This window comes from Providencia sp. PROV119 (genome assembly GCF_028482435.1).
GTDB classification, from domain to species: Bacteria; Pseudomonadota; Gammaproteobacteria; order Enterobacterales; family Enterobacteriaceae; genus Providencia; species Providencia stuartii.
This window is the reverse complement of the sequence record NZ_JAMPQL010000004.1, coordinates 44,382-65,229: the sequence shown is the minus strand read 5'-3', so window position 1 is coordinate 65,229 and position 20,848 is coordinate 44,382. Positions and strand designations below refer to the sequence as shown.

Annotated in this window: 20 protein-coding genes; 8 read left to right on the top strand and 12 right to left on the bottom strand. The window is 44.5% G+C overall.

Features of this window, described 5'->3' with window-relative positions:
- Positions 1 to 6: 6 nt before the first annotated feature.
- From PSF11_RS06635 to PSF11_RS06615, 5 genes are all read right to left on the bottom strand, one after another.
- Entirely contained in the window at positions 7 to 591 is a 585-nt protein-coding gene (locus PSF11_RS06635; RefSeq protein WP_004249341.1) for a DUF1788 domain-containing protein, read from the bottom strand.
- Positions 588 to 1,187: a DUF1819 family protein gene (locus PSF11_RS06630; protein WP_004249340.1), complete on the bottom strand. Its 600-nt coding sequence runs from the start codon at positions 1,185 to 1,187 to the stop codon at positions 588 to 590. The genes PSF11_RS06635 and PSF11_RS06630 overlap by 4 nt, the downstream gene beginning before the upstream one ends.
- Positions 1,188 to 1,196: 9 nt before the next feature.
- A complete protein-coding gene (locus PSF11_RS06625; RefSeq protein WP_156868342.1) occupies positions 1,197 to 2,123 on the bottom strand; it encodes a WYL domain-containing protein in 927 nt (308 codons plus the stop codon).
- Between the two features lie 68 nt (positions 2,124 to 2,191).
- On the bottom strand, positions 2,192 to 2,506 hold the full coding sequence (locus tag PSF11_RS06620) for a hypothetical protein (protein ID WP_004249337.1): 315 nt from the start codon (positions 2,504 to 2,506) through the stop codon (positions 2,192 to 2,194).
- Between the two features lie 73 nt (positions 2,507 to 2,579).
- Positions 2,580 to 3,488 (bottom strand): 3'-5' exonuclease, encoded by a 909-nt coding sequence (locus PSF11_RS06615; RefSeq protein ID WP_004249335.1) that lies wholly within the window; start codon positions 3,486 to 3,488, stop codon positions 2,580 to 2,582.
- A gap of 639 nt (positions 3,489 to 4,127) precedes the next feature.
- Between PSF11_RS06615 and umuD the strand changes: the two genes are divergently transcribed.
- Together umuD and umuC are read left to right on the top strand one after the other, a co-directional pair.
- Positions 4,128 to 4,577 carry a translesion error-prone DNA polymerase V autoproteolytic subunit gene (umuD, locus tag PSF11_RS06610; RefSeq protein ID WP_004249334.1) on the top strand — a complete coding sequence of 150 codons (450 nt, stop codon included), beginning with the start codon at positions 4,128 to 4,130 and terminating at the stop codon, positions 4,575 to 4,577.
- Positions 4,578 to 4,584: 7 nt separating this feature from the next.
- On the top strand, positions 4,585 to 5,853 hold the full coding sequence (gene umuC / locus PSF11_RS06605; protein ID WP_036973679.1) for a translesion error-prone DNA polymerase V subunit UmuC: 1,269 nt from the start codon (positions 4,585 to 4,587) through the stop codon (positions 5,851 to 5,853).
- Positions 5,854 to 5,863: 10 nt separating this feature from the next.
- On the opposite strand, the gene mobI is transcribed toward umuC, so the two are convergent.
- Positions 5,864 to 6,289: a conjugative transfer protein MobI(A/C) gene (gene mobI / locus PSF11_RS06600; protein WP_004249331.1), complete on the bottom strand. Its 426-nt coding sequence runs from the start codon at positions 6,287 to 6,289 to the stop codon at positions 5,864 to 5,866.
- Between the two features lie 482 nt (positions 6,290 to 6,771).
- On the opposite strand from mobI, the gene PSF11_RS06595 reads away from it, so the two are divergent.
- The 3 genes from PSF11_RS06595 to PSF11_RS06585 are packed head-to-tail and all read left to right on the top strand — an operon-like array spanning position 6,772 to position 9,261.
- Positions 6,772 to 7,746, top strand: coding sequence for a ParM/StbA family protein (locus tag PSF11_RS06595; protein ID WP_000497807.1), 975 nt, complete (start codon positions 6,772 to 6,774; stop codon positions 7,744 to 7,746).
- A gap of 2 nt (positions 7,747 to 7,748) precedes the next feature.
- The gene (locus tag PSF11_RS06590; RefSeq protein WP_004249313.1) at positions 7,749 to 8,018 is read left to right on the top strand and encodes a hypothetical protein; all 270 of its coding nucleotides are present in this window, start codon (positions 7,749 to 7,751) and stop codon (positions 8,016 to 8,018) included.
- 1 nt (position 8,019) lies between these two features.
- Positions 8,020 to 9,261, top strand: a complete 1,242-nt coding sequence (locus PSF11_RS06585) for a tyrosine-type recombinase/integrase (protein WP_004249312.1) — start codon at positions 8,020 to 8,022, stop codon at positions 9,259 to 9,261.
- Positions 9,262 to 9,688: 427 nt separating this feature from the next.
- Here PSF11_RS06585 and PSF11_RS06580 read toward each other — a convergent pair whose 3' ends face one another.
- From PSF11_RS06580 to PSF11_RS06570, 3 genes are all read right to left on the bottom strand, one after another.
- Positions 9,689 to 10,903, bottom strand: a complete 1,215-nt coding sequence (locus tag PSF11_RS06580; protein WP_004249310.1) for a type II toxin-antitoxin system HipA family toxin — start codon at positions 10,901 to 10,903, stop codon at positions 9,689 to 9,691.
- The gene (locus PSF11_RS06575) at positions 10,896 to 11,216 is read right to left on the bottom strand and encodes a helix-turn-helix domain-containing protein (RefSeq protein ID WP_000122829.1); all 321 of its coding nucleotides are present in this window, start codon (positions 11,214 to 11,216) and stop codon (positions 10,896 to 10,898) included. The genes PSF11_RS06580 and PSF11_RS06575 overlap by 8 nt, the downstream gene beginning before the upstream one ends.
- A 1,127-nt stretch (positions 11,217 to 12,343) precedes the next feature.
- Positions 12,344 to 13,411, bottom strand: a complete 1,068-nt coding sequence (locus PSF11_RS06570) for a tartrate dehydrogenase (protein ID WP_072502536.1) — start codon at positions 13,409 to 13,411, stop codon at positions 12,344 to 12,346.
- Positions 13,412 to 13,519: 108 nt separating this feature from the next.
- On the opposite strand from PSF11_RS06570, the gene PSF11_RS06565 reads away from it, so the two are divergent.
- Positions 13,520 to 14,443 (top strand): LysR substrate-binding domain-containing protein, encoded by a 924-nt coding sequence (locus PSF11_RS06565; protein ID WP_004926625.1) that lies wholly within the window; start codon positions 13,520 to 13,522, stop codon positions 14,441 to 14,443.
- A gap of 21 nt (positions 14,444 to 14,464) precedes the next feature.
- Entirely contained in the window at positions 14,465 to 15,364 is a 900-nt protein-coding gene (locus PSF11_RS06560; RefSeq protein WP_004926622.1) for a helix-turn-helix domain-containing protein, read from the top strand.
- Between the two features lie 32 nt (positions 15,365 to 15,396).
- Here PSF11_RS06560 and PSF11_RS06555 read toward each other — a convergent pair whose 3' ends face one another.
- Genes PSF11_RS06555 through PSF11_RS06545 form a run of 3 tightly spaced genes read right to left on the bottom strand, consistent with a single transcriptional unit; the run spans position 15,397 to position 18,970 of the window.
- Entirely contained in the window at positions 15,397 to 16,350 is a 954-nt protein-coding gene (locus tag PSF11_RS06555; protein ID WP_004926619.1) for a PDR/VanB family oxidoreductase, read from the bottom strand.
- Between the two features lie 28 nt (positions 16,351 to 16,378).
- Positions 16,379 to 17,827, bottom strand: coding sequence for an NAD-dependent succinate-semialdehyde dehydrogenase (locus PSF11_RS06550; RefSeq protein WP_072502537.1), 1,449 nt, complete (start codon positions 17,825 to 17,827; stop codon positions 16,379 to 16,381).
- Between the two features lie 15 nt (positions 17,828 to 17,842).
- Positions 17,843 to 18,970 (bottom strand): aromatic ring-hydroxylating oxygenase subunit alpha, encoded by a 1,128-nt coding sequence (locus PSF11_RS06545; RefSeq protein ID WP_014656833.1) that lies wholly within the window; start codon positions 18,968 to 18,970, stop codon positions 17,843 to 17,845.
- Between the two features lie 291 nt (positions 18,971 to 19,261).
- Between PSF11_RS06545 and PSF11_RS06540 the strand changes: the two genes are divergently transcribed.
- A complete protein-coding gene (locus PSF11_RS06540) occupies positions 19,262 to 20,830 on the top strand; it encodes a BCCT family transporter (protein WP_004926609.1) in 1,569 nt (522 codons plus the stop codon).
- The last annotated feature ends 18 nt before the right edge of the window (positions 20,831 to 20,848 follow it).

Sequence of the window (20,848 nt, the reverse complement as noted above, 5' to 3'; positions counted from 1 at the left end):
CTGCTCTTAAATTTTTTTACCGTCTTCAGGCACAAGTTTGAAGGCGCGATAGTAGTTTTTAGATTCGATCATGCCAAAAGGATGCAAATCCCTTCCGCTATATTCACCCGGATAGAAAAGCACTAATGGCGTGCTCCCCATCACGTCTTGCAGAGCACTAAGTAACTCATGTCCTCGGACAAGAGGCCACGCACTGCCTAAGCCTGACAGCAACACAAACTCAAGTTCTGATGGCTTATATTTGTCCGCGATATACCTTGCCACTTTCTCTTGGCTCAGAGGCCCGGCTAGTGTTTTTCGAAGACCATCAACACCGACTTGCAATTCACGCTGGCAAGCTCGGTCGAAAAGGCCTCGCTCCTCAAGCATATCTATCAAGACTTCAAAAATATTGAGATGGACAAAGCGGTAACCACGCTTGTTGAGTTTTTCGTCAACGTGCTTAAGGTGCTCTCGTACAAGCAGTTCATACTTGGCTGGATAGTCAAATACCCAAAATCCAATTTCATTGCCCAAGCCATCGTTTTTCAAAAACTTAGGGCTTTCAATTCGTTCCTGTATAAGATCAAGCCTGGTCTGGAGAGCCTTCATATTGTGCACTCCATGACCTCAATCAAATCTTCCCGGCCCAGACGAACTAACCAGTCTTTAACTTCTGGCATTAGGTAAACAGGTTGTATTTTCTTTGTCCTGCTATCACTCAGGTAGCCACTATCAACCAATGCCTTAATTGCGTTGTTACCCATTTTTTTGACAGTTGAGTCAGAAAAACCGCCAAGTTCGGCATATGCCCGCACTCTCGTGTCATAAAACTCAGACCATGCATCAGCGGTTAAAGCGGGTTTATAGGTGCGACGAGCCTCGGCTAAGGTATGTCGCATAAAATCAGCGACAACCGGAGAATGAATGAGTAATGACATCATCAGCATTTGGACATAGGCACGTTCACTCGCGGTTAAAAGATCAGTCATAAACTCATCACCCAGGCCTTCAATACGCCAACGGATTGTTCTGGCATAACGAATAGCCGTCTGACCGGATTTTTTCTGAAGAACATTTTGCTCAACGATCAGCGACTTCCACTCATCTTCTGGAAGTTTTTTCAGTAGCGATTCTGCGATTATTCTAGATTCAGTTATCAATAAACTGCTTCCGATAAGATCGCCTAAATATTCTTTTATATTCATAAATTCATCTCACGATTCGCTATATCCAGGAGCGAGTGCAGCATTGTCAACGCCGTATAGTGCTTCTGGATTTTTAAGTGCTAAATGGAACTCTCGCCCATTGCTCTTGCTATTCTTTGAACAATCGATATTCCATAAACGCAGTAAATATCCAGCGAACGCAGCTCTTATCTCTACACGCAACCTATTGTTTTCCATTGCGTAGTCTATCAATACAGCTTCTGGATGTGCTAGTTTTGGATGAGGTATCAGCTCTAGTTCAACGATTCGGTTCCATTGCTTATCCCACTGAAGAGTCTCAACTTCGTCGTTAACCTCATCTTCTAACAACTCAACTTCACTTATTCTGGTTAACACAAAATCCCTAAATTCTCTATGCTTTCTATCGAATGCTCGGACATGCCATCTCAAGCCATTGTCAATCAAGGTATGAGGAACTATTTGCCTGCTCCCATGACCACTCGACAATGAGGTGTACTCAATATTAATCACCGCGCGTTTATGTATGGCTTCACTAACCGCCGCTACCACTTCCAATTTCGGCTTATTGAGATGAAATGGTGCTTCACAAGCCATAGGTGGCCTAACCTTGCCAAGAAAGCCATCACCGAACCCTTGGCTTATCGTCGCAAGCGTTCGAACAATGTCATAATCAAACAACGGCTGGAATGTGCTCGTCTTCAAGTGCACTCTGCGCTTTTCGTCATACATAACGTTGTTAGGAGCCAACGCTTTGTACCGCGCAAAATCTTGTGTTGCCACAGACGGCGCTACGCTAAAGCGCTCGGTTAAATAACTCCGCCCAGCTTCACCTTTAAATAACAAAGTGAAATCAATATGAGCGAGTCGTTCTCTCTGTGCTTGGCTAAGCTCTTCAAGTCCAGTGTTGTCTTGCACTGTCAACCTCTCAATCCATTTGGGACAAGCCCTAATCATCTAAAACTAGGAAGCCATCGATTGAATGCCATCAAGCAACCTACTGTTTTTCATTAGGTTTCATAGTATCAACAAGTCGTCTTGTTGGCTATAAAAATTGGCTTGATATTGTTCGAATGTTTCTTTTCTGGCCTTGATAGAAGCTCACGCTGGAATGCCAACTGACGCAATTCATTCTCTCGAACACGCCTAGCAACTTCTGCCTGGGCTGGTAGCAATGGGAGCATCCCTTCAGCAATCGCGTCTGGGGCAGACTCTTGGCCACAGGACATCAAATGCTTCCATGGATCTTTAAGAAAGCGCTCGAACGTGATGCCAAATTCAATGATGCGGGCAGAGACGAAGATTTCGCCCCAGTATTCAATGTAGGTGTCTTGGTACATGGAAAGATTCCTCTTGTTGGTTAAACCATAAGTTCACTTTCCATTTTCCAGAGGTTTTCAAATATGCAAGGGGCTATGACAAAGCTTTAAATCGATTGCGGGCATCTTTGTAGTCATAGTGGGCATGTTCTGAGCCACGATGATACAAATCATCCAGGTAAGTTTGTTCCTGCGGCAACTCGTCTTCGCTGATTTCGCGCCACCAATGTTTGTTGGCACCTTTAACACCGTCATGCCAGCGGTAACCACGCTCTTTTAAATAGTCCTTTACGTCAAACGGCGCACCAAACGCACGAACTAACACAGTTCGCCTGTCTGCTTCAGACAACAAGTTTGCAACGGACTCGGGCAACAATTGAAACAACCAGGCCATCGCCAAACAATCGGTTGCAGCTCGGTGTCCTTCATAGAACCAACCTAAGCGAAGCAGCAGGTACTCAAGTTTCCGACTTTCAAAGCCCAGTGCTTTCCAATCTATGCCGCTAGCTGAACAGGCCCAAGATAGATGGCCTAATGCGGCAAACCGCTTTTCAAAGAAAGGACGATCAAACTGCGCATTGTGTGCAACCACCAGCGGATCATCGGATAACCAACTCGCTACCAGAGCATCATCAATGCGCTGGCCTTGCACCATCTCATCAGTGATACCGGTTAATTCGGTAATCAGCTCGGGGATTGGCTTGCCGGGATCTTCATACAGGCTGATCACATCAACAATCGACACAATCCGCTGAGCAGAGGGGCTGTAAAGCACCTTAACCATACCAAGCTCAATAATGGACTCGTCATCGGCAGACAGTCCGGTTGTCTCTGTATCGAGCAGCACCATCGGCTGTTCATCACCGACCATAGGAGAAAGTTCAAGTGGCCAGGACTGCGGCTCACGCGTTAAAGGAATGCGTTCCAGCAATCTAAAATCTTCTGGTCTTTCTGGGATATCCGCGAGGCGCTCTAGCGGAAATGGCGCAGGGGCTCTTGTCATTGATGGTTCCTCTTCAATTCTGTTGTTCGCTTTGGGTTATTTCACTGTGCCACAGGTTGTACAAAATGCACCTTGGATACCTCAGCGTTTTTTTAATCTTTCTACTGGGTGAACCCATGTATGAAGGCTTTGGCTAAGCCTTTCAGAAAGCCTTAGCCAAACCGTTTAGGTAACCCTTACCGATACCCTTTACGTATGGCTTAGCCAACCCCTTTTCAAACGGTTGAAAAAGGCTTGAACTGAGTTCGACTGAGCATTTTAAAGATGCTCCTGACTTCGCTTTAAGCCAGTAAATTCAATACGAAGCAGAATTTTACTAACTGTTTTTAAACCCTTTGCAAAGGGTTCAACAAGCCTTGTCTGACGGTTACTTGACCCATGCGTTAACCAGTAGCAGTAACAGGATCAGTAACAGAAACAAGAGCAGTAGGCAGAAGCAGTATTGTCCAAGCCTTGCAGGCTTTGACGAGGGCGAGCTATCCCCACATCTAGTTTTTCAACACAAAAAATAAATCACCGACAACACAGCGTCTTACTCGAACAACACCAGTTTTACCTACAATTTTACTTGTAGAAATCAGCATAGCATTAGATACTGTATAAACAAACAGTATTAATTCTATTTTTTCGAGGTTCGTCATGAGTGTCTCGCTGATAGGCCGTAGCGGCGTACTTGCCTTCATCAAAGCCAAGCGCCTTCGTATTCCATTGTTCATGGAACGTGTTTCTGCTGGTTTTCCCTCACCAGCGCAGGATTATGTTGAGCAAACGCTCGACCTCAACGAGCTGTGCATCAAGCGACCAGCTGCAACATTCTTTGTGCGTGTTGAAGGTGATTCAATGATTGATGCTGGGATTCACCCAGATGATATTTTGGTGGTTGATCGCTCTGTCCAAGCAGAACACGGTGACATTGTCATCGCGGGAATCCATGGTGAACTCACGGTAAAGGAACTTCAACTAAGGCCGTGCGTAAAGCTGATCCCAAGAAACCAGGCGTATGAGCCCATTCATATTCCTGAAGGGACAGAGTTAGAGATATTTGGTGTGGTCACCAATGTGGTGCGAAACATGCGCCGTAAGTCGTGACGATCCCATGCCTGTATTTGCCTTGGTGGACTGCAACAACTTTTACGCCAGTTGTGAGAAGCTGTTTCGTCCTGATTTAAAAGATACACCGGTTGTGGTGCTGTCCAATAACGACGGCTGCGTGGTTGCACGGTCACGTGAAGCTAAGTCACTCGGTATTAAAATGGGCGTACCCGTCTTTCAGATCAAAGCTGAAATGCAGCGCCATGGTATTTTGGCATTCTCGTCCAACTATGCGCTGTACGCAGATTTGAGCAGTCGAGTGATGCGCACTTTGGAAGAGATGGCACCACGAGTAGAGGTTTACTCGATTGACGAAGCGTTTTTGGACTTAACCGGTATTGAGTCTGCCATATCTCTTGTCGAGTTCGGACAACAAGTGCGAGAGCGCATAGGTCACTGGATTGGGATCAGCGTCTGTGTAGGCATTGCACCGACTAAAACACTCGCCAAGCTGGCTAACCATGCCGCTAAGAAATATCCCGCTACTCAAGGGGTTGTAGACCTGACCAATCCAGATCGGCAACGTCGATTGCTCGCATTAGTCCCGGTTGATGATGTTTGGGGCGTTGGTAGGCGGCTTTCTAAGCGATTAAATGCGTTGGGTATCACTACAGCCTTAGACCTAGCCAATGCCTCACCTAGAGCCATCAGAGACCAGTTTTCGGTGGTTTTAGAGAGAACCGTCAGAGAGCTCAATGGTGAGTCGTGCATTGAACTTGAAGAGATCCCGCCAACTAAGAAACAAATTGTCTGTAGCCGTTCATTTGGCGTAAAAGTGACGCACTTTGAATTCTTACGTGAAGCCATATGCGAATACGCAACCCGCGCCACGGAGAAGCTTCGCAAAGAACAGCAGCAAGCCAAAGTGATGACCGTGTTTATACGTACCAGCCCCTTTAAGGACAACGAGCCGCAGTACAGCAACTCTGCATCGGGTGAGTTGCTGATCCCCAGTTGCGATACGCGGGACTTTATCGAGCTGGCCAATCACTTACTCAAGCGGATTTGGAAGGATGGTTTTCGTTATGCCAAAGCGGGCGTCATGCTGTCTGACTTTTACGATCCTGGTATGTTTCAACCAGGACTATTCGATGACGTATCGACCCGCTCTAATAGCCAGCAGTTAATGTCTGTATTGGACACCATTAACCAAAGCGGTGCCGGAAAGGTTTTCTTTGCTGGACAAGGTACGAAGAAAGATTGGTCGATGAAGCGAGAGCATTTATCTCCCGCTTATACAACACGCTGGGACCAATTACCGCGAGTTAAGTAGCGCAGTTAACTCAGTAGGCATTCACTCTGCGACGCAGCATGTTGAGCTTATCAACCTGGCGTCGAATATCACTGAAAAATTCCTCTTTCTCCATAGCCAGCGCTAACTCCCATTCTTTGGCCAAACCTTGGCAGTCCAAAAATGAGTATCTCAGCTTCGTCTTTGAGATACGCAGTCCTTTACTAAAGACTACGCGCTTACCTCGTTGACCGTGAAAGCTGTTGATGTACCACTCTATGCCAAAGCCATACTTAAAGTCTCTGATACGGACACCAAGCAGCCCCCAGTCTTTAAAGGGCTCATTCTCACGAACCTTGTAATGGGTAACCCAAAAGTCATCAACTTCAGCTCTTGCCAGCGCTTTTAGCCTGTCCGTTTCTTGCTGCAATAAATTTGATACTTCTGATTTCCATTGTTCATTGACGATTTCTACCAAACCAATTTCCCCATCCAATTAACCCCAAAAGCCAAAACTACTATCCGTTTGGCTTTTGGATCGAAACGCCAAACGTAAAACTGCCGTAACAATCACTGTTTGGCGTCTCGATATAAATCAACTCGCGCAATCCCATACCTGACAAGGGATACAGCCCGATTTCACATATAAATGCCTGAAAAGACGTATCGCCATGAAGATACAAACCGTTTGGCGAGTTCAGGCCAGAATGCAAACGACGTTTGGCGTCTCGATTTTTTTGGCTCAGTCATCCACCGCCAAACAGAGCCTATTCTCATACTTTTGCGAAAATGCAATAGGCAGATAGATGAAAGGATTTGTCACCTTTCTGCCCACCGCCAGTGCACCGAATCCTGATAATGACATTTGAGTGAACCGCCAGAGCACTTGGAAATGCCCAAGCGTGAACAGCGCGGTTGATTGAAAACCGTTAGAGCACTTTGAGTGCACAGGAGATAAGTATGTTTGTACTAGGCGTAGATATCGGTTACTCAAACCTGAAGCTGGCAATTGGCCAATCAGGTAGTGAACCGAAAACCATTATTCTACCTGCGGGTGCCGGTCCAGCGGATCGTATGCCGGAGCGTATCGGTGGAGGCGATGATGAAACTTGTTTGTATGTCTCTGTCGATAATGAGCGTTGGGCCGCTGGTGTGCCTGCTGGACGCCTTCAAGGTTGGGAACGGGAACTTCACCCAGAATATCCCACCACAAAAACCTATAAGGCGCTTTTTCATGCCGCCTTGTTAATGGCTGAAACTGAGTCCATCGATTTGGTTGTCACTGGATTACCGGTTTCCCAGTTTCATGAACCACAACGTAAGTCTGACCTTGTACAGCGTTTAAAAGGTGTCCATCAAGTGACGCCAAAGCGCAGCATCACCGTTCATGACGTCAAAGTGCTGCCGCAGCCTGCCGGTGCCTATATGGATCTGGTTCAAACAGGTGGTGATTTGGGCTTGATTGAAGAAGGTCGCGTCGTCGTCATAGACCCCGGCTTCTTTTCTGTTGATTGGGTTGCTCTTGAGGCCGGAGAAATTCGCTACAGCTCTTCAGGAACCAGCCTTCAGGCAATGTCCGTGCTACTGGAAACCATTGATAAGCTGATTTCAGAAGATCACGGTGCCAAAGTAGGTATGGATCGACTTGAAAAAGCCATGAGAACAGGCGACTTGCAGGTCCTGCTATTTGGAGAAAAAGTCGATATTTCACCTTATCTGAATGCTGCCATGAAAAAGGTAGCGCCTGTTGCTCTTACAGCCATGCGCCAATCTATGCGCGACGAAAGCATCAATGCGGACTTGGTATTGATCGCCGGAGGTGGAGCCTTGGCTTATAAGGAAGCGGCCAAGGAGATTTTTTCACGAAGCAAAATCATCGTGCCGGAACAGTCTGTTTTGGCGAACGTCCGAGGCTTCTGGTTTTATGGGGCCTGATTATGAGAGTTGTCGTCAACATTCCCCCAGGGAGCCACCCTGAACTACTCAAAGAATTGGAAAAGACGCCGCCACGGGAACGCGCTGAGCGTCTGCGGATGCTGGCCACCTTTGGGTTAATTCACATGAGCCAACCCAATATATCAACGACATCTGCACCGGTGGATGGCCATGCACCAGATGGTGAAATTACTTCTGTCAGTACAGCGCCAGAACCCAAAGCAGAATCACGTAAACAATCATTAAAATCAAAACTAGGGCTGGGCTTATAACATGGCGTTATCAGTTAGCTGGCTCGATGCCAGGTTAAATAAAGAAGCAAAAGAAACCGTAGTAAAAGCCGACCGAGATGGGCTAAGTGCTCGGGTATCGCCCAAGGGCAAAATTGTTTTTCAGTTTCGTTATCGTTTCGATGGCAAGCAACAGCGGGTAGACATAGGTACTTACCCACTTATGAAGCTTGCTGAAGCTAGGAATGAGCTGGATAGGTTAAGGGCTGTACTTGATCAAGGCCGAAACCCTAAGCTCTACCTTCAGCAGGAACGGGCTAAGTATTCTGCCAACCAAAGCTTCGAATCGATTTTTCGAGACTGGATAGACTCTGCCGGTAAGCAAGGATTAAAGGAGAAAACGTGGCACTTCCAAAAACGTAGCAGTGAAATATATTTGCTGCCCAGACTTGGCAAGTACCCATTAACTGACATCAATGAATTGTCCTTAAGAAACTGTCTTCGTGAGGTTTCAGAGTCGTCTCCGTCAAACACAGAGCGCCTAGTGTCTGTACTGCATAAGTTCTATGACTGGCTGATTGATGAACAAATCTTGGAAATTAACGCTGCTGCTGGGATCACAGCAAAGAAGGTTGGCGGTAAGAAAGGCAAACGAACTCGGGTGCTAAATGACAACGAGATCAGGATACTTTGGCGCTATTTGCATGAGTCAAAAATCACTGAGAAGAATCGCATCTACATAAAATTGCTTCTGTTATTGGGAGGCCGTAAGGGAGAACTCATTCAAGCTGAAAAGCATCACTTTGACTTGCAATCTGCAATGTGGACAGTGCCCATAGAGATCCGCAAACAAGGTGAGAAAATTGGAGCGCCGATCATGCGGCCATTGATTAAGCCAGCTATTGAGCTGATTGAACTGGCGATGCAGATGAGCAAATCAACCTACTTGTTTCCCGCGAACGGACAAGAAGAGCTTGCCACAAATGGCTTTGATACCACTATTCCTAATAATGTGAAAATCTGGGCTCGCAGATCGCTTGGTGTTGAGATGGAACATTGGTCTATGCATGATCTTCGCAGAACGATGCGAACGCGAATGTCAGCCATCACCACGCAAGAAGTTGCCGAGTTGATGATTGGCCACAGCAAAAAAGGGTTGGATGCTATCTACAACCAATATCAGTACCTGGATGAAATGCGTCATGCTTACGACGTTTGGTATCAACAGCTAGAAACCATCATCGAGCCGACAGGCTTTCCATTCAACTGGCGTTTCGGACAGTAAAATAAAAGAAAGAGGCTCAGTCCTCTTTCTTCTCATACTCCTCCAAGTCTTCAATGTGCCACAGCTTGTTTCGTGTATTTCGGTTGATGCGAGGTTGCGGCAAGCTGCCATCTTTTATTCTTCGCCAGAGAGTCGTATAGCTAATGTGGTAACGAGCCATAACTTCGTAAGACGTTAGAAAAGGGGTTACTTGGTGCGCTACTGCTGTCATCTGCATTCTCCTGAAAATCAATGTTAAGCTATCATCGCCTGATTCATCACTAGTTGATGGTCAGAAAGATGCATGATTTGTTCAGAAGATCAGCCTTATCATGACACCGGTATCATTGTGCAGTTTACCAAATTTCCAGTTTACGGCGAAAAGCGCCGTAAAATCGCATTAAGTTAAACCATCTTTATCGATATGCACGCTCTAGCTACTAGGTATTCAGCGTAGCGGTATGCTTCGTAAGTGCATTTCAATGGCTTCAATGACTGACTTAGTAAGGGGTAAATGCGCTTTTTCTTTCGCCCATACCTCATGGAAGCCTGCTACGGTTTGTTTGGCTGTATCTAACACCAATTTTTCTGGCAACATGGCTTTAGCCGCTAAGTGTGATATCTCATCCAGCGTGAAATCGCTGAATTTCTTGCTACGGCTCACCTTCAGCGATGCACTATCATCGGGGATATAAGGAATGGTTGAAACAAAGTCATAAGCAGGTGCAATAGACGCAGTGCGCTTATCTTTGTAAATCACAGACCAATTCTTCAAATGCATATCGGCATTGCCAATTAGCGTGTTGAACACCAATCGGCGAGTAAATTCTGCAATGTCTTCGTCTTTACCTTCAATGCCGATAACCTGAGCAATATTGCGCATACTGGCTTTTTTGTATTTATCTTGAGGATAGACGCCAAACACTTGCGCAAAATCCTCAATGTGTATCGCTTGGCCATCAACACGATCAAAGCGCTTGATCACAAACGCACTGTCACCATATTTGCCAATGCCTGCTGGAATATTAGCAATCTGGTTAATCGGGAGTAGCTGCGTTTCTGGCACATCCATCCCCAACATGCGAGCCAGTTCCATCATCGAATATTCATTTTCTGGCACAGCGTCAAATCGAGATGACGGCAACTTCACAATCCAAGAGCCACCTTTACCAGTTGCTGGAATGGTCAAGCCGCCGTTAGCCTGTTGCACGGCTGAAAACTTCAACTGCACACCCGCCAATGAGAAGCGCATCGGCGCTTCAATTTTCGTTTCATCGTCAATGCCTTGATGCACATTAGGTGGCAGCGCTTCACCATCCGCCGGTTCAACCGTGATCGCGCCAGCTAAATCCTGCCCTAGCACCCACAATAGAAAAAACTCCCGTGCTGGGTTCACACCAGCACGCTCAGCCAGGTAATTACGCATGGTTTCTTCTGGTAAAAGGTTGGAGAAAAACGGGGTTAACTTAGTTTGGGTAGGTTTGAAGCTAGTCAGCAGGCCACCGAGCGAATCTTTAAAGCCAAGCCCTAACACAGGTCGCGATTCGTCATTAATGTACGAATCCATAAAGGCAAAAAGTGTTCTGTCATTACCCACGTTGGTAATCGTTGCGATCGGTTCACCATAGAGCAACACGTTGAGCGTAGAGACATGGTTAGTCATCGTCGTCTTCCTCTAACTGATACGCGGGCGACATTGGCTCACCCTCATCGCTGATGCCGTTAATACCTTGGCCACTTCGAATGATCGACTTGATGGCAGGTACAGACTTTTTAGGTGCAACCAATAGCTCTAGGTCTAGTACACGGGCAAGTGCAATCAAACTGGATATTCTTAAATCAACACTGCCAGACTCGATTTTCGAAATATGGCTTTGAGGCACACCCGAACGAGCACTTAACTCTCTCTGGCTAAACCCCTTTCGTACCCGAGCTTCTCGAAGACTTTCTAGTATCTGCTCTGTTACATAGCTCATTTCGATACGCCTTAATGCATCACTTAAGAATAATTATATACAAAAACATATCACAGCAACTCAAATAACACAAATTTGATTAGCCATTACATATCAAAAGCCATGACCTGATACATAATTACATATAAGTAGAAGGAGATTTTTGTCATCGACAAAAGAGCGATACTCTCCCTGATAATCGCGAACTGACGCATCAAACTCCCTAAGTACTTTTGTCGCTCAGCCCTTATACAGCAAGGGATACAGAAGAACTCGCGTCAAATCGCCAGAAGATAAGTGCAACAAAGAGGAAGTTTGTACACAGTTACAGGAAATTTTGTACACACAAGTCGAAAAACAAGTGCAAAATGATGGTGTACACAGCAACTAAATTTGAAGGTAAGTCTGATATCTCAATTAGAAATAACCGTATTGGTTCGCTTCAAGCATCTTCAAAAACAAACACTAAAGCAAAAATTACACCAACAATAAACTCCCTCATTAAATTTTGTAATTTGGTACAGAAGAAAACATTTACCAAAAAAGAGACTCTTTTTAACGGTAGTACTTTTTACGTCAAACCCAGTAACCACAAGGCCTACAGACAGGTTTGTGTCATGGAATTTTCGCCAAAGGCCTCTAAAACGGAATTTGTACTCAAGTTTGTACACACTTTCCGAGGTTACGTTTGAACATCATTGAAAAGCAAATAAACGAGAAAAAGACAAAAAGCCTTTAAATTCAGTACGTAGAGATGTGATTGTGGTGTGCAATGAAAGGTGATTTTAAGCGTTGAAAGGCTGGGCGGCATCAGGGTGGGAGATGATCGCAAACGTCCTGCGCGCGTTGACTTCATGTAGAAAATTCTGATCTGCCATTTAACCGTTCTTTTTTGTTTGAATACAGATTTGTACATGCATTAGGAGAGGCAATAGGTGGCTCTTAGCTCAGCAAATCCGTCTTGTTAATCGAAATTGGCGGCTATTTTCTCAGATCTTAGGGTCATAAACAATCAAAGGTCACTTAATTGATAGCGATTGTTACCGAGAAAGAGACTCTTTTTGTTACTGCCATTAAACTAATTAAAACAGAACGGACGACATGCCAAAGCCACTAAGGAGCCTCAGCAGGCTCCCCAAAAAGAGTGACTATTTGGCTAAAATCAGATCAGCAATGGCTTGCCCAAGTTGCTGTGTACTTGCATTTCCGCCCATATCGCGAGTTAAGTGATGGCGCTCTTTGATCACCGTTTCAACCGCATCCATAATGGTATCATGCATTGCTGGGCAGCCGAGATGCTGCATCATCATTGCGCCCGCCCAAATAGTGCCGATTGGGTTAGCAATATTTTGCCCCGCAATATCAGGCGCTGAACCATGTACTGGCTCAAACATAGATGGGAACTGTTTTTCAGGATTAATATTCGCAGAAGGTGCAATGGCAATGGTTCCGGTACAGGCAGGGCCTAAATCCGACAAAATATCACCAAACAAATTGGAGCCTACAATCACATCATAAAATTCAGGCATTCTGACCAAGTTGGCGGCGAAAATATCAATATGGAATTGATCCACTTTCACATCAGGGTAGTGTTTTGCCATTGCCGCAAAACGGCTATCCCAATAAGGCATTGAGTGAAAAAGGCCATTTGATTTCGTTGCCGAACTTAAATGTTTTTTCTCCCGTGATTGTGCCAATTCGAACGCATATTTTAATATCCGATCCGTACCTTTACGGGTAAAAATACTTTGCTGAGACACCACTTCATCTTCAGTACCTTCATACTGAATGCCGCCAATAGCCGAATACTCCCCTTCTACGTTTTCACGTACCACATAGAAATCAATATCACCGGGTTTTTTATCGGCTAAAGGGGATTTGATCCCTTCAAATAGGCGTACCGGACGCAAATTAACATATTGGTTGAAAGCACGGCGGATGGGTAACAACAGCCCCCAAAGTGAAATATGGTCAGGCACACCAGGGAACCCGACTGCGCCAAGGAAAATGGCATCAAATTTTTTTAACTGTTCTAAACCATCTTCAGGCATCATGCGTCCTGTACGATGGTAAGTTTCACAGGACCAATCAAAATGGGTAAAGTTAAGCTTTACCTGATGTTGACTTGCTGCGGCCTCTAAGACTTTTAATCCCTCAGGTATAACTTCTGTTCCAATACCATCACCTGGAATGACTGCGATATTAAATTGTGACATGTCACGGCACTCCCACAACAATAAATTTTATGAGTAAGTAAGATCTCCAGTTTATGGGTTGCTGTGATAAAGTATAGCGTCGAAGTGTAATCTTTGGGTTTACAAACTATGAACAAGCTACCCGCATTGGAAGACATTAGAGTATTTGTCACTGTTGCTCGCTTAATGAGTTTTTCACGAGCCGCGGAGCAACTGCTTGTTTCACCCGCCTATGTCTCCAAACGCATAAAATTACTTGAAGAAAATCTCGGCCAGACGCTATTTCTGCGAGCATCCCGCTCAATTAATTTAACTCATGAAGGACGCATTGTTCTGAGCAGTGGTGAGCGGCTATTACACGAACTCGACAATATGCACAATGCGTTAAACGCCTGTCGAGAGGAGATCCGTGGTGAGTTAAGGGTCAGTTGCAGCACAGGCTTTGGTAGCGCCTATCTCAACCCCTTTATCCTAGCATTACGTGCTAACTATCCACTCTTAGGGATCGACCTTACTTTAACCGATCGTTCCATTGATATTATCAGCGAAAACATTGATCTCGATATTTATATTGGTGGCACAATCCCCGATCATTACATTGCGAAGCAAATCGCCAAAAATAAACGCATTCTCTGCGCTTCCCCTGCTTATTTAGAGCAGCATGGCAGCCCTAATCATCCTCAAGAGCTAGAAAAACAACATTTTTGCATTACGATTAAAGAGCGCAACCAAGCACCTGCACAATGGAAACTACAACATCAAACAGAAAGTATGACGGTGGCACCAAATAGTAAGCTCATGGTGAACAATGGTGATGTCGCTAAACAGTGGTGTATCGGCGGTGAAGGTATTTTGTTGCGTTCATTATGGAGTGTACTACCGGAGTTAGAGAGCGGAAAATTAATTCGCGTACTTCCACAATGGAGCCAACCTGCTGATGTGTATGCCGTTTATTCACGCACCGCCCGCAATAATGCAAACTTGCGCGTTTTTATTGAAAATTTAACAGAATACTTATCAAAACATTTACCGCATCAATTTCAGGATGAATAAACAAAAGGTGGACATGAGCCGATGAAAGACACGCAAACATTTGGACAACGTTTGCTGGCCTTATTGAAACAACAAAAAATGAGCCAGTTAAAAGCCGCTGAAGCACTTGGTGTTTCTCGGACTGCCGTCAACAAGTGGACAAAAGGCGGTATGATTGATGAAAACAACCTTGAGAAATTAGCACAATTACTGAATGTTGATAAAATATGGCTCAAATATGGTGAATACACCAATCACGCCTCTACCGCTTCACACCCAGCCATTGTTCGTAATATCAATGAAGTGCATCTTCAAGAGTCCACTGAGATCGTTACTTGGGAATGGGATTTACTCACGGGCGAACTGAACTATTCGGATAATGTTGAAGATGTTTACGGCATCAAAATCACCACTAATGATGATTTTTGGGCTTTAATGAACCAAGAATCGAAAGATAAATTAGTGAATGGTTACTCAAAGATCATTCGTGAAGGTGGCGCCCATGAAATGGATTTTAAAATTGCGTGGGATGATGGCTACCGATGGATCACCTCACGAGCAACCGGTGTTAAAGGCCCAAATGGTAAAGTGACTAAATTGGTGGGGATCAGCCTAGATAACACCGAACGTAAGAATACAGAACTACGGCTACGTAAAATTAAGTGCTACTTTGATGTCTTACTTGCTCACTTTAACCATTTAGTTGTGTTTACCGATAAAGCGGGGGAAATACTTGCCAGTAATCTCGAAAGCCAAACTGCGGATATCGATTATTTGGAATTACAGCGCTTACTCTATCAACTCGCTATCAATCATAAACCGTGGTTAGAAGGGGTGTATAGTAAAGGTCACGGTCACATTCACTTTCAAGACCGTGAAATTAGTGCCTCTTATCATCTCAATGATGAGCAGCAGCCATTCCTCATGTTTCAGCTTAAATAACACAAAAGCCCCATTATCGGGGCTAGCATACATTACAAATCTAACACTAACCGTTTAGTCTTAGCACGCGAAACACACAACATCATGGTCTTCTGCTCCGCACGCTCATCATCATCAAGGTAGTGATCGCGATGATCTGCCTCGCCTTCTAAAATTGCCGTTTCACAAGTGCCACACACGCCATTGCGGCACAAACATTCAACCTGAATACGTTTATCTGCTTCGATCGCCTGCAAAATGGAGACATCTTCGCTGATATTTAAGCTAAACCCTGAACGTTGGAAATAAACCTCAAAAGCCTCGCCTTCATTTGCTACTTCACCAAAGTTTTCAAAATGAACTTGAGATTCACCTAAATGTGCATTGCCATGTTCGATAACCGCATTAATTAATGATTCAGGGCCACACACATAAACATGGCTATTTTTGGGTTGCGCTTTAACCAACTGCTCGACAGATAGGCGCTGCGCTTTCGCATTATCATAAAGATATAATCGCTCCCCCAATCGCTCTTGAAGCTGTTCAACAAAAGCAGCCGTATTTTGATCGCGAAAACAGTAATGAAGCTCGAACTCCATACCCGTTTGCTCTAATTCATAAAGGTATGAGAGGAACGGGGTAATACCAATCCCTCCCGCAATCAAAATATGCTTACAAGAACTGTCATGTTTCAATGAAAAATAGTTTTGAGCAGGCGATAAATAAACTAAATCCCCTTCCGCTAACTGTTCATGCATATAAGCAGAGCCGCCTTTCGAGTTCTCATCGCGTAGCACAGAAATACGGTAACAATGGCAATCTTTAGGATCGCTAATTAACGAATAAGCCCGCTGTAATCCCAGCTCTTCGTTCATATGTACCGTAATATGGCTCCCCGCACTAAACGGTTCAAGCAAGGTCTCTTTTGCAACGAACTCGAACATTTTAATGGTTGGGCTAAGTTGCTCTATGCGGCTAACATTTACGGCTATTTTTTGTTGGCTCATCACAATTCCCTCTTTTACTGATTACTGGCTAAGCGATGTCAATACACAGATATTTCACGGTCAGGTAGTCCTCTATGCCATATCGGGAACCTTCTTTGCCTAGGCCCGATTGCTTAACACCACCAAATGGAGCAACTTCATTGGAGATCAGGCCTGTATTAATCCCAACCATGCCGCTTTGCAGTTTCTCTGCCACGCGATAAACACGACCAATATCTTTTGAAAAGAAATAGGCGGCTAAACCATAAATCGTATTATTCGCTCGCTTAATAACCTCATCTTCATCACGAAAATGAATAAGTACCGCAATAGGGCCAAAAATCTCTTCGTGTACGATATCCATTGAATCATCCACATCCACTAACACTTTTGGATTGATAAAATTACCTTGCTCAGTGATTTCACTCCCCAACGTTAGCTGCTTGGCACCTTTAGCAAGTGCATCTTTAACTAATAGATTCATATTATCGATGGCTCGAGATGTAATCATAGGCCCAATATCAGTACCCTCATCCAACCCATTTCCAACACGTAACTGGCTTACTTTCGCAGTGAATTTCTCGATAAATGGCGCATAGATGGACTCATGAATATAAAAACGATTCACACAAACACAGGTTTGCCCACCATTACGAAATTTTGCCTGTATTGCGCTGTTTACCGCTTTATCAATATCCGCATCATCAAACACAATAAAAGGGGCATTTCCCCCAAGCTCTAAAGCGCTTTTTTTGATCGTTGAGGCACACTGCTCATACAGTTGACGTCCAACTTGCGTAGAGCCAGTAAAAGAAAATTTACTGATCAATTCATGGCGTGTGAGTAATTCCCCTAAAACACGAGATTCCCCTGTCACAATGTTCAGCACCCCAGCAGGCACGCCAGCTTGTTGCGCTAACTCAGCAAGTGCGAGAGCCGTAAACGGTGTTTCACTGGCGGGTTTGATGATCATGCTACAGCCCGCTGCTAATGCGGGAGCGGCTTTGCGCGTGATCATTGCGGCGGGGAAGTTCCATGGCGTAATGGCACTACACACACCAATCGGTTGCTTGATGGTTAAAAGACGGTTACTAGCTACGGTTTGCGGGATCGTCTCACCATAAACTCGCTTGCCTTCCTCTGCAAACCATTCGATAAACGAGGCGGCATAACGAATTTCCCCTTTAGCCTCATTCAACGGTTTGCCCTGCTCTAATGTCATCAGCAAACCTAAGTCATCCATATTGGCTTCAATCAATGTAAACCAGCGATGTAAAATCGTAGCACGTTGTTTTGCCGTGAACTGACGCCAAGCCTCCATCGCATGATGTGCCTTCACAATCGCATCATTCACCTGCTCTGGTGAAAGGCTGGGTACAGTACCCAGCACCGATTGATCCACAGGGTTCAATACTGAAATAGTCTTCGAACTATCCACCCATTGACCATTGATATAGCAAGACTGGCGGAATAGCGCTGGGTTATTTAACCTATTCATGTGCTATTTCTCCCGTCACTCAGTGTGTGCCGTTGCAATCAGCTTATGGAAGTGTGCGACGCCATGCTCACTGATCCCACTACGTTGCCTATCAGCCATGATCCGCCCTTGCCCTCGATAGCCACGGGAACGTAACCCTTTTTGAACACTCTCAACGAGGCGCAGATCTTCTGGGCGAAATACCGTCCGATACCACTCCACTAAATTCTTTTGGTACTCCGTCAATTCTTCGTTTAAGAAATAGATATCGTAATGCTGCAACGTTTCTCCCGCACTAACCGGAAACTCATAAATGACGGTCATAAAATCACCACCTGGCGGCATATTAAACATGGTGCTAGGCCAAATCCAAAAGCCGAAGAAACGTGGATTGACTACTGATTCATCAAATTGATATGACGACTCTGAAGGTTTGGCTTGACCAATCTGTACCGTCCAGTTTTCATTCAACTGGTGCTCATACACATTCACATCGACCGAGCTAGCAAAACTGACATGGTTTGTTGGACAGTGATAACATTCGATATAGTTATCAACAATCGTCTTCCAGTTAGCTGGCGTATGGCTGACAAAGCGTGCCGCTAATTTCAGATCACGGATCACTGAGCAAGCTTCTTCCATTTTTGCCGCTAATCCAGGCAGTTGCTCCTCGATAGGTTGAGGCTCGCCTTCTGTCAAATTAATATAAATAAACCCTGCGTGCTCAATCACATGAAAACTGCTCAATGACATGGCATCGGCTTCAAAGTTATTCACGTTTTCGCAGTTTGTCGCATGTGCCAATTGACCATCCAATTTGAATGCCCAAGCATGATAAGGGCAAGTGATGACATTTTTCATTTTACCGCTTTCACCACTGATCAACTGATGGCCTCGATGCGGGCAGACATTATAAAAGCCCCGCAAAACATCATCTCGCCCCCTAACGATAACAAGGCTTTCGCCAATCAACTGGCGAGTGATATAGGCATTTTTCTCTTTCACCTCACTACTGTGAGCAACACAAACCCAAGAGTTAGCAAAGATATTTTCTTTTTCGAACTCAAATACGTCATCTGACGTGTAATAGCGTGCAGGAATGGTCCACGCATTATCAATATCAAGGTGATCATTAATCGAAATGACTTTTTTTGCATTGCTCATCATTATTGCCTCACTTATGTAAACTTATAGTTAACATGTTTTTTGGGAATGTTAATCTAGATCTCAATAATGATCAAACAAAATATTAAACATTATTATAACAATAATAATTTACCTATTTAAAACATATAGATAATGACATATCGTGAAATACATTTGTTAATTATAGGTTAATTAATTGTTGACCACGCAATATTTTCATGGATATTCTCTGTAAACCAAAAGTAGCATTCCCTGCAAACCAACTCTCATTAAAAGACATAAAAATAAGTGAGCAACTGGAGAAGAGGTATGATGAATAATAAGAAATCTGTATTTTACGTATCACTCGCCTTTAGTCTGGTATTAATCAGCTTAGGCGCCTTTATACCTGACAAACTCGAAGCATTTTCAAATTACTCTCTGGGTTTTATCTATAACAATTTAGGTTGGTTTATACTCGGAGCCGTTTTTATCTTTTTTAGTTTTTGTATGTATCTCGGTTTTTCAAAGTTTGGTCATATTCGGCTTGGAGAGGACAGTGATCGCCCCGAATATCGTACCGCAACATGGGTTGGAATGTTATTTAGTGCATCGATTGGGATTAGCCTCGTGTTTTGGGGAGTTGCCGAGCCTGTTTCTTACTATATCAGCCCTCCAGTTGGTACAGGCTATACCGAACAAGCAGCAAAAACCGCCATGCAATATGTCTATTTACATTGGGGGGTCTCAGCTTGGGCCTGCTATGCCTTAGTCGGTGTATCATTAGCCTTTTTCCAATTTAGAAAGAAATTACCTTCATCGCTGAGCTCTGTGTTTTACCCACTGATCGGTGAACGTATCAAAGGCTCGATAGGGAAATGGGTCGATGTATTAGTGGTATTGTCGATCGTTATTGGTATTGCGACCTCGCTAGGCTTTGGCACACTGCAAGTTAACAGTGGCATGAATTACTTATGGGGGATCCCTGTAAGTATCTGGATCCAAATTGCGATTATTGCAGTGGTCACCATCATTTATATCATGTCGACCATCTCTGGTTTACAAGGTGCGATTAAGCATTTATCTAACTTAAATATGCTATTAGCATTCGCCTTGATGGGTTTTATTCTCTTTGCTGGCCCGACACAAACGATCCTTAAAGTTCTTTTTCAAGGTATTGGTGACTATGTACAAAACTTTGTCAGTATGTCATTCCGTACTGAACCCTATAATGATGGTGCTTGGATTGCGAACTGGACTCTCTTTTACTTCGGCTGGTGGATTGCATGGGCGCCTTTAGTAGGGAGTTTCGTGGCGCGTATTTCCAAAGGGCGTACCATTAAAGAGTTTATGATTGGCGCTGTCTTTATTCCTGTGTTCGGCTCATTCGCTTGGTTTGCCGTGATGGGAGGCTCAGCCATCCATCTTATCCAAAACATGGGACAAAAAGCACTTGCAGAAGCGGTGAAATCAGATGTGACTTCTGCTTTCTTTAAATTCTTAGACTATTTCCCTGCAAGCACCTTCTTATGCGTATTGGCCATGGTTTTAGTGATGGTTTTCTTTATTACTTCAGCAAACTCAGCCGTATTCGTATTGGGAATGGTCAGTGAAAATGGTAACCCAAATCCAACCCATACGACGAAGACCATTTGGGGAGTGGTTATCGCGGCTATTGCTATCGTATTGATCATCACAGGTGGATTATCCGGTTTACAATCTGCTTTAGTTGCCACTGCTATCCCGCTTTCCATATTAATGCTATTGATGTGTTATTCGACATACAAAGGCCTTAATGAAGAGGTCCGCACAGAAAAAGCAGAAAAGAAGTACCGCAAAAAAAGCCAAGTTGTAATCAATCCCCCTATTCTACCTGCATCTGAAAAGCTATCTAAATAACCCTCTAAAAGCCTATTA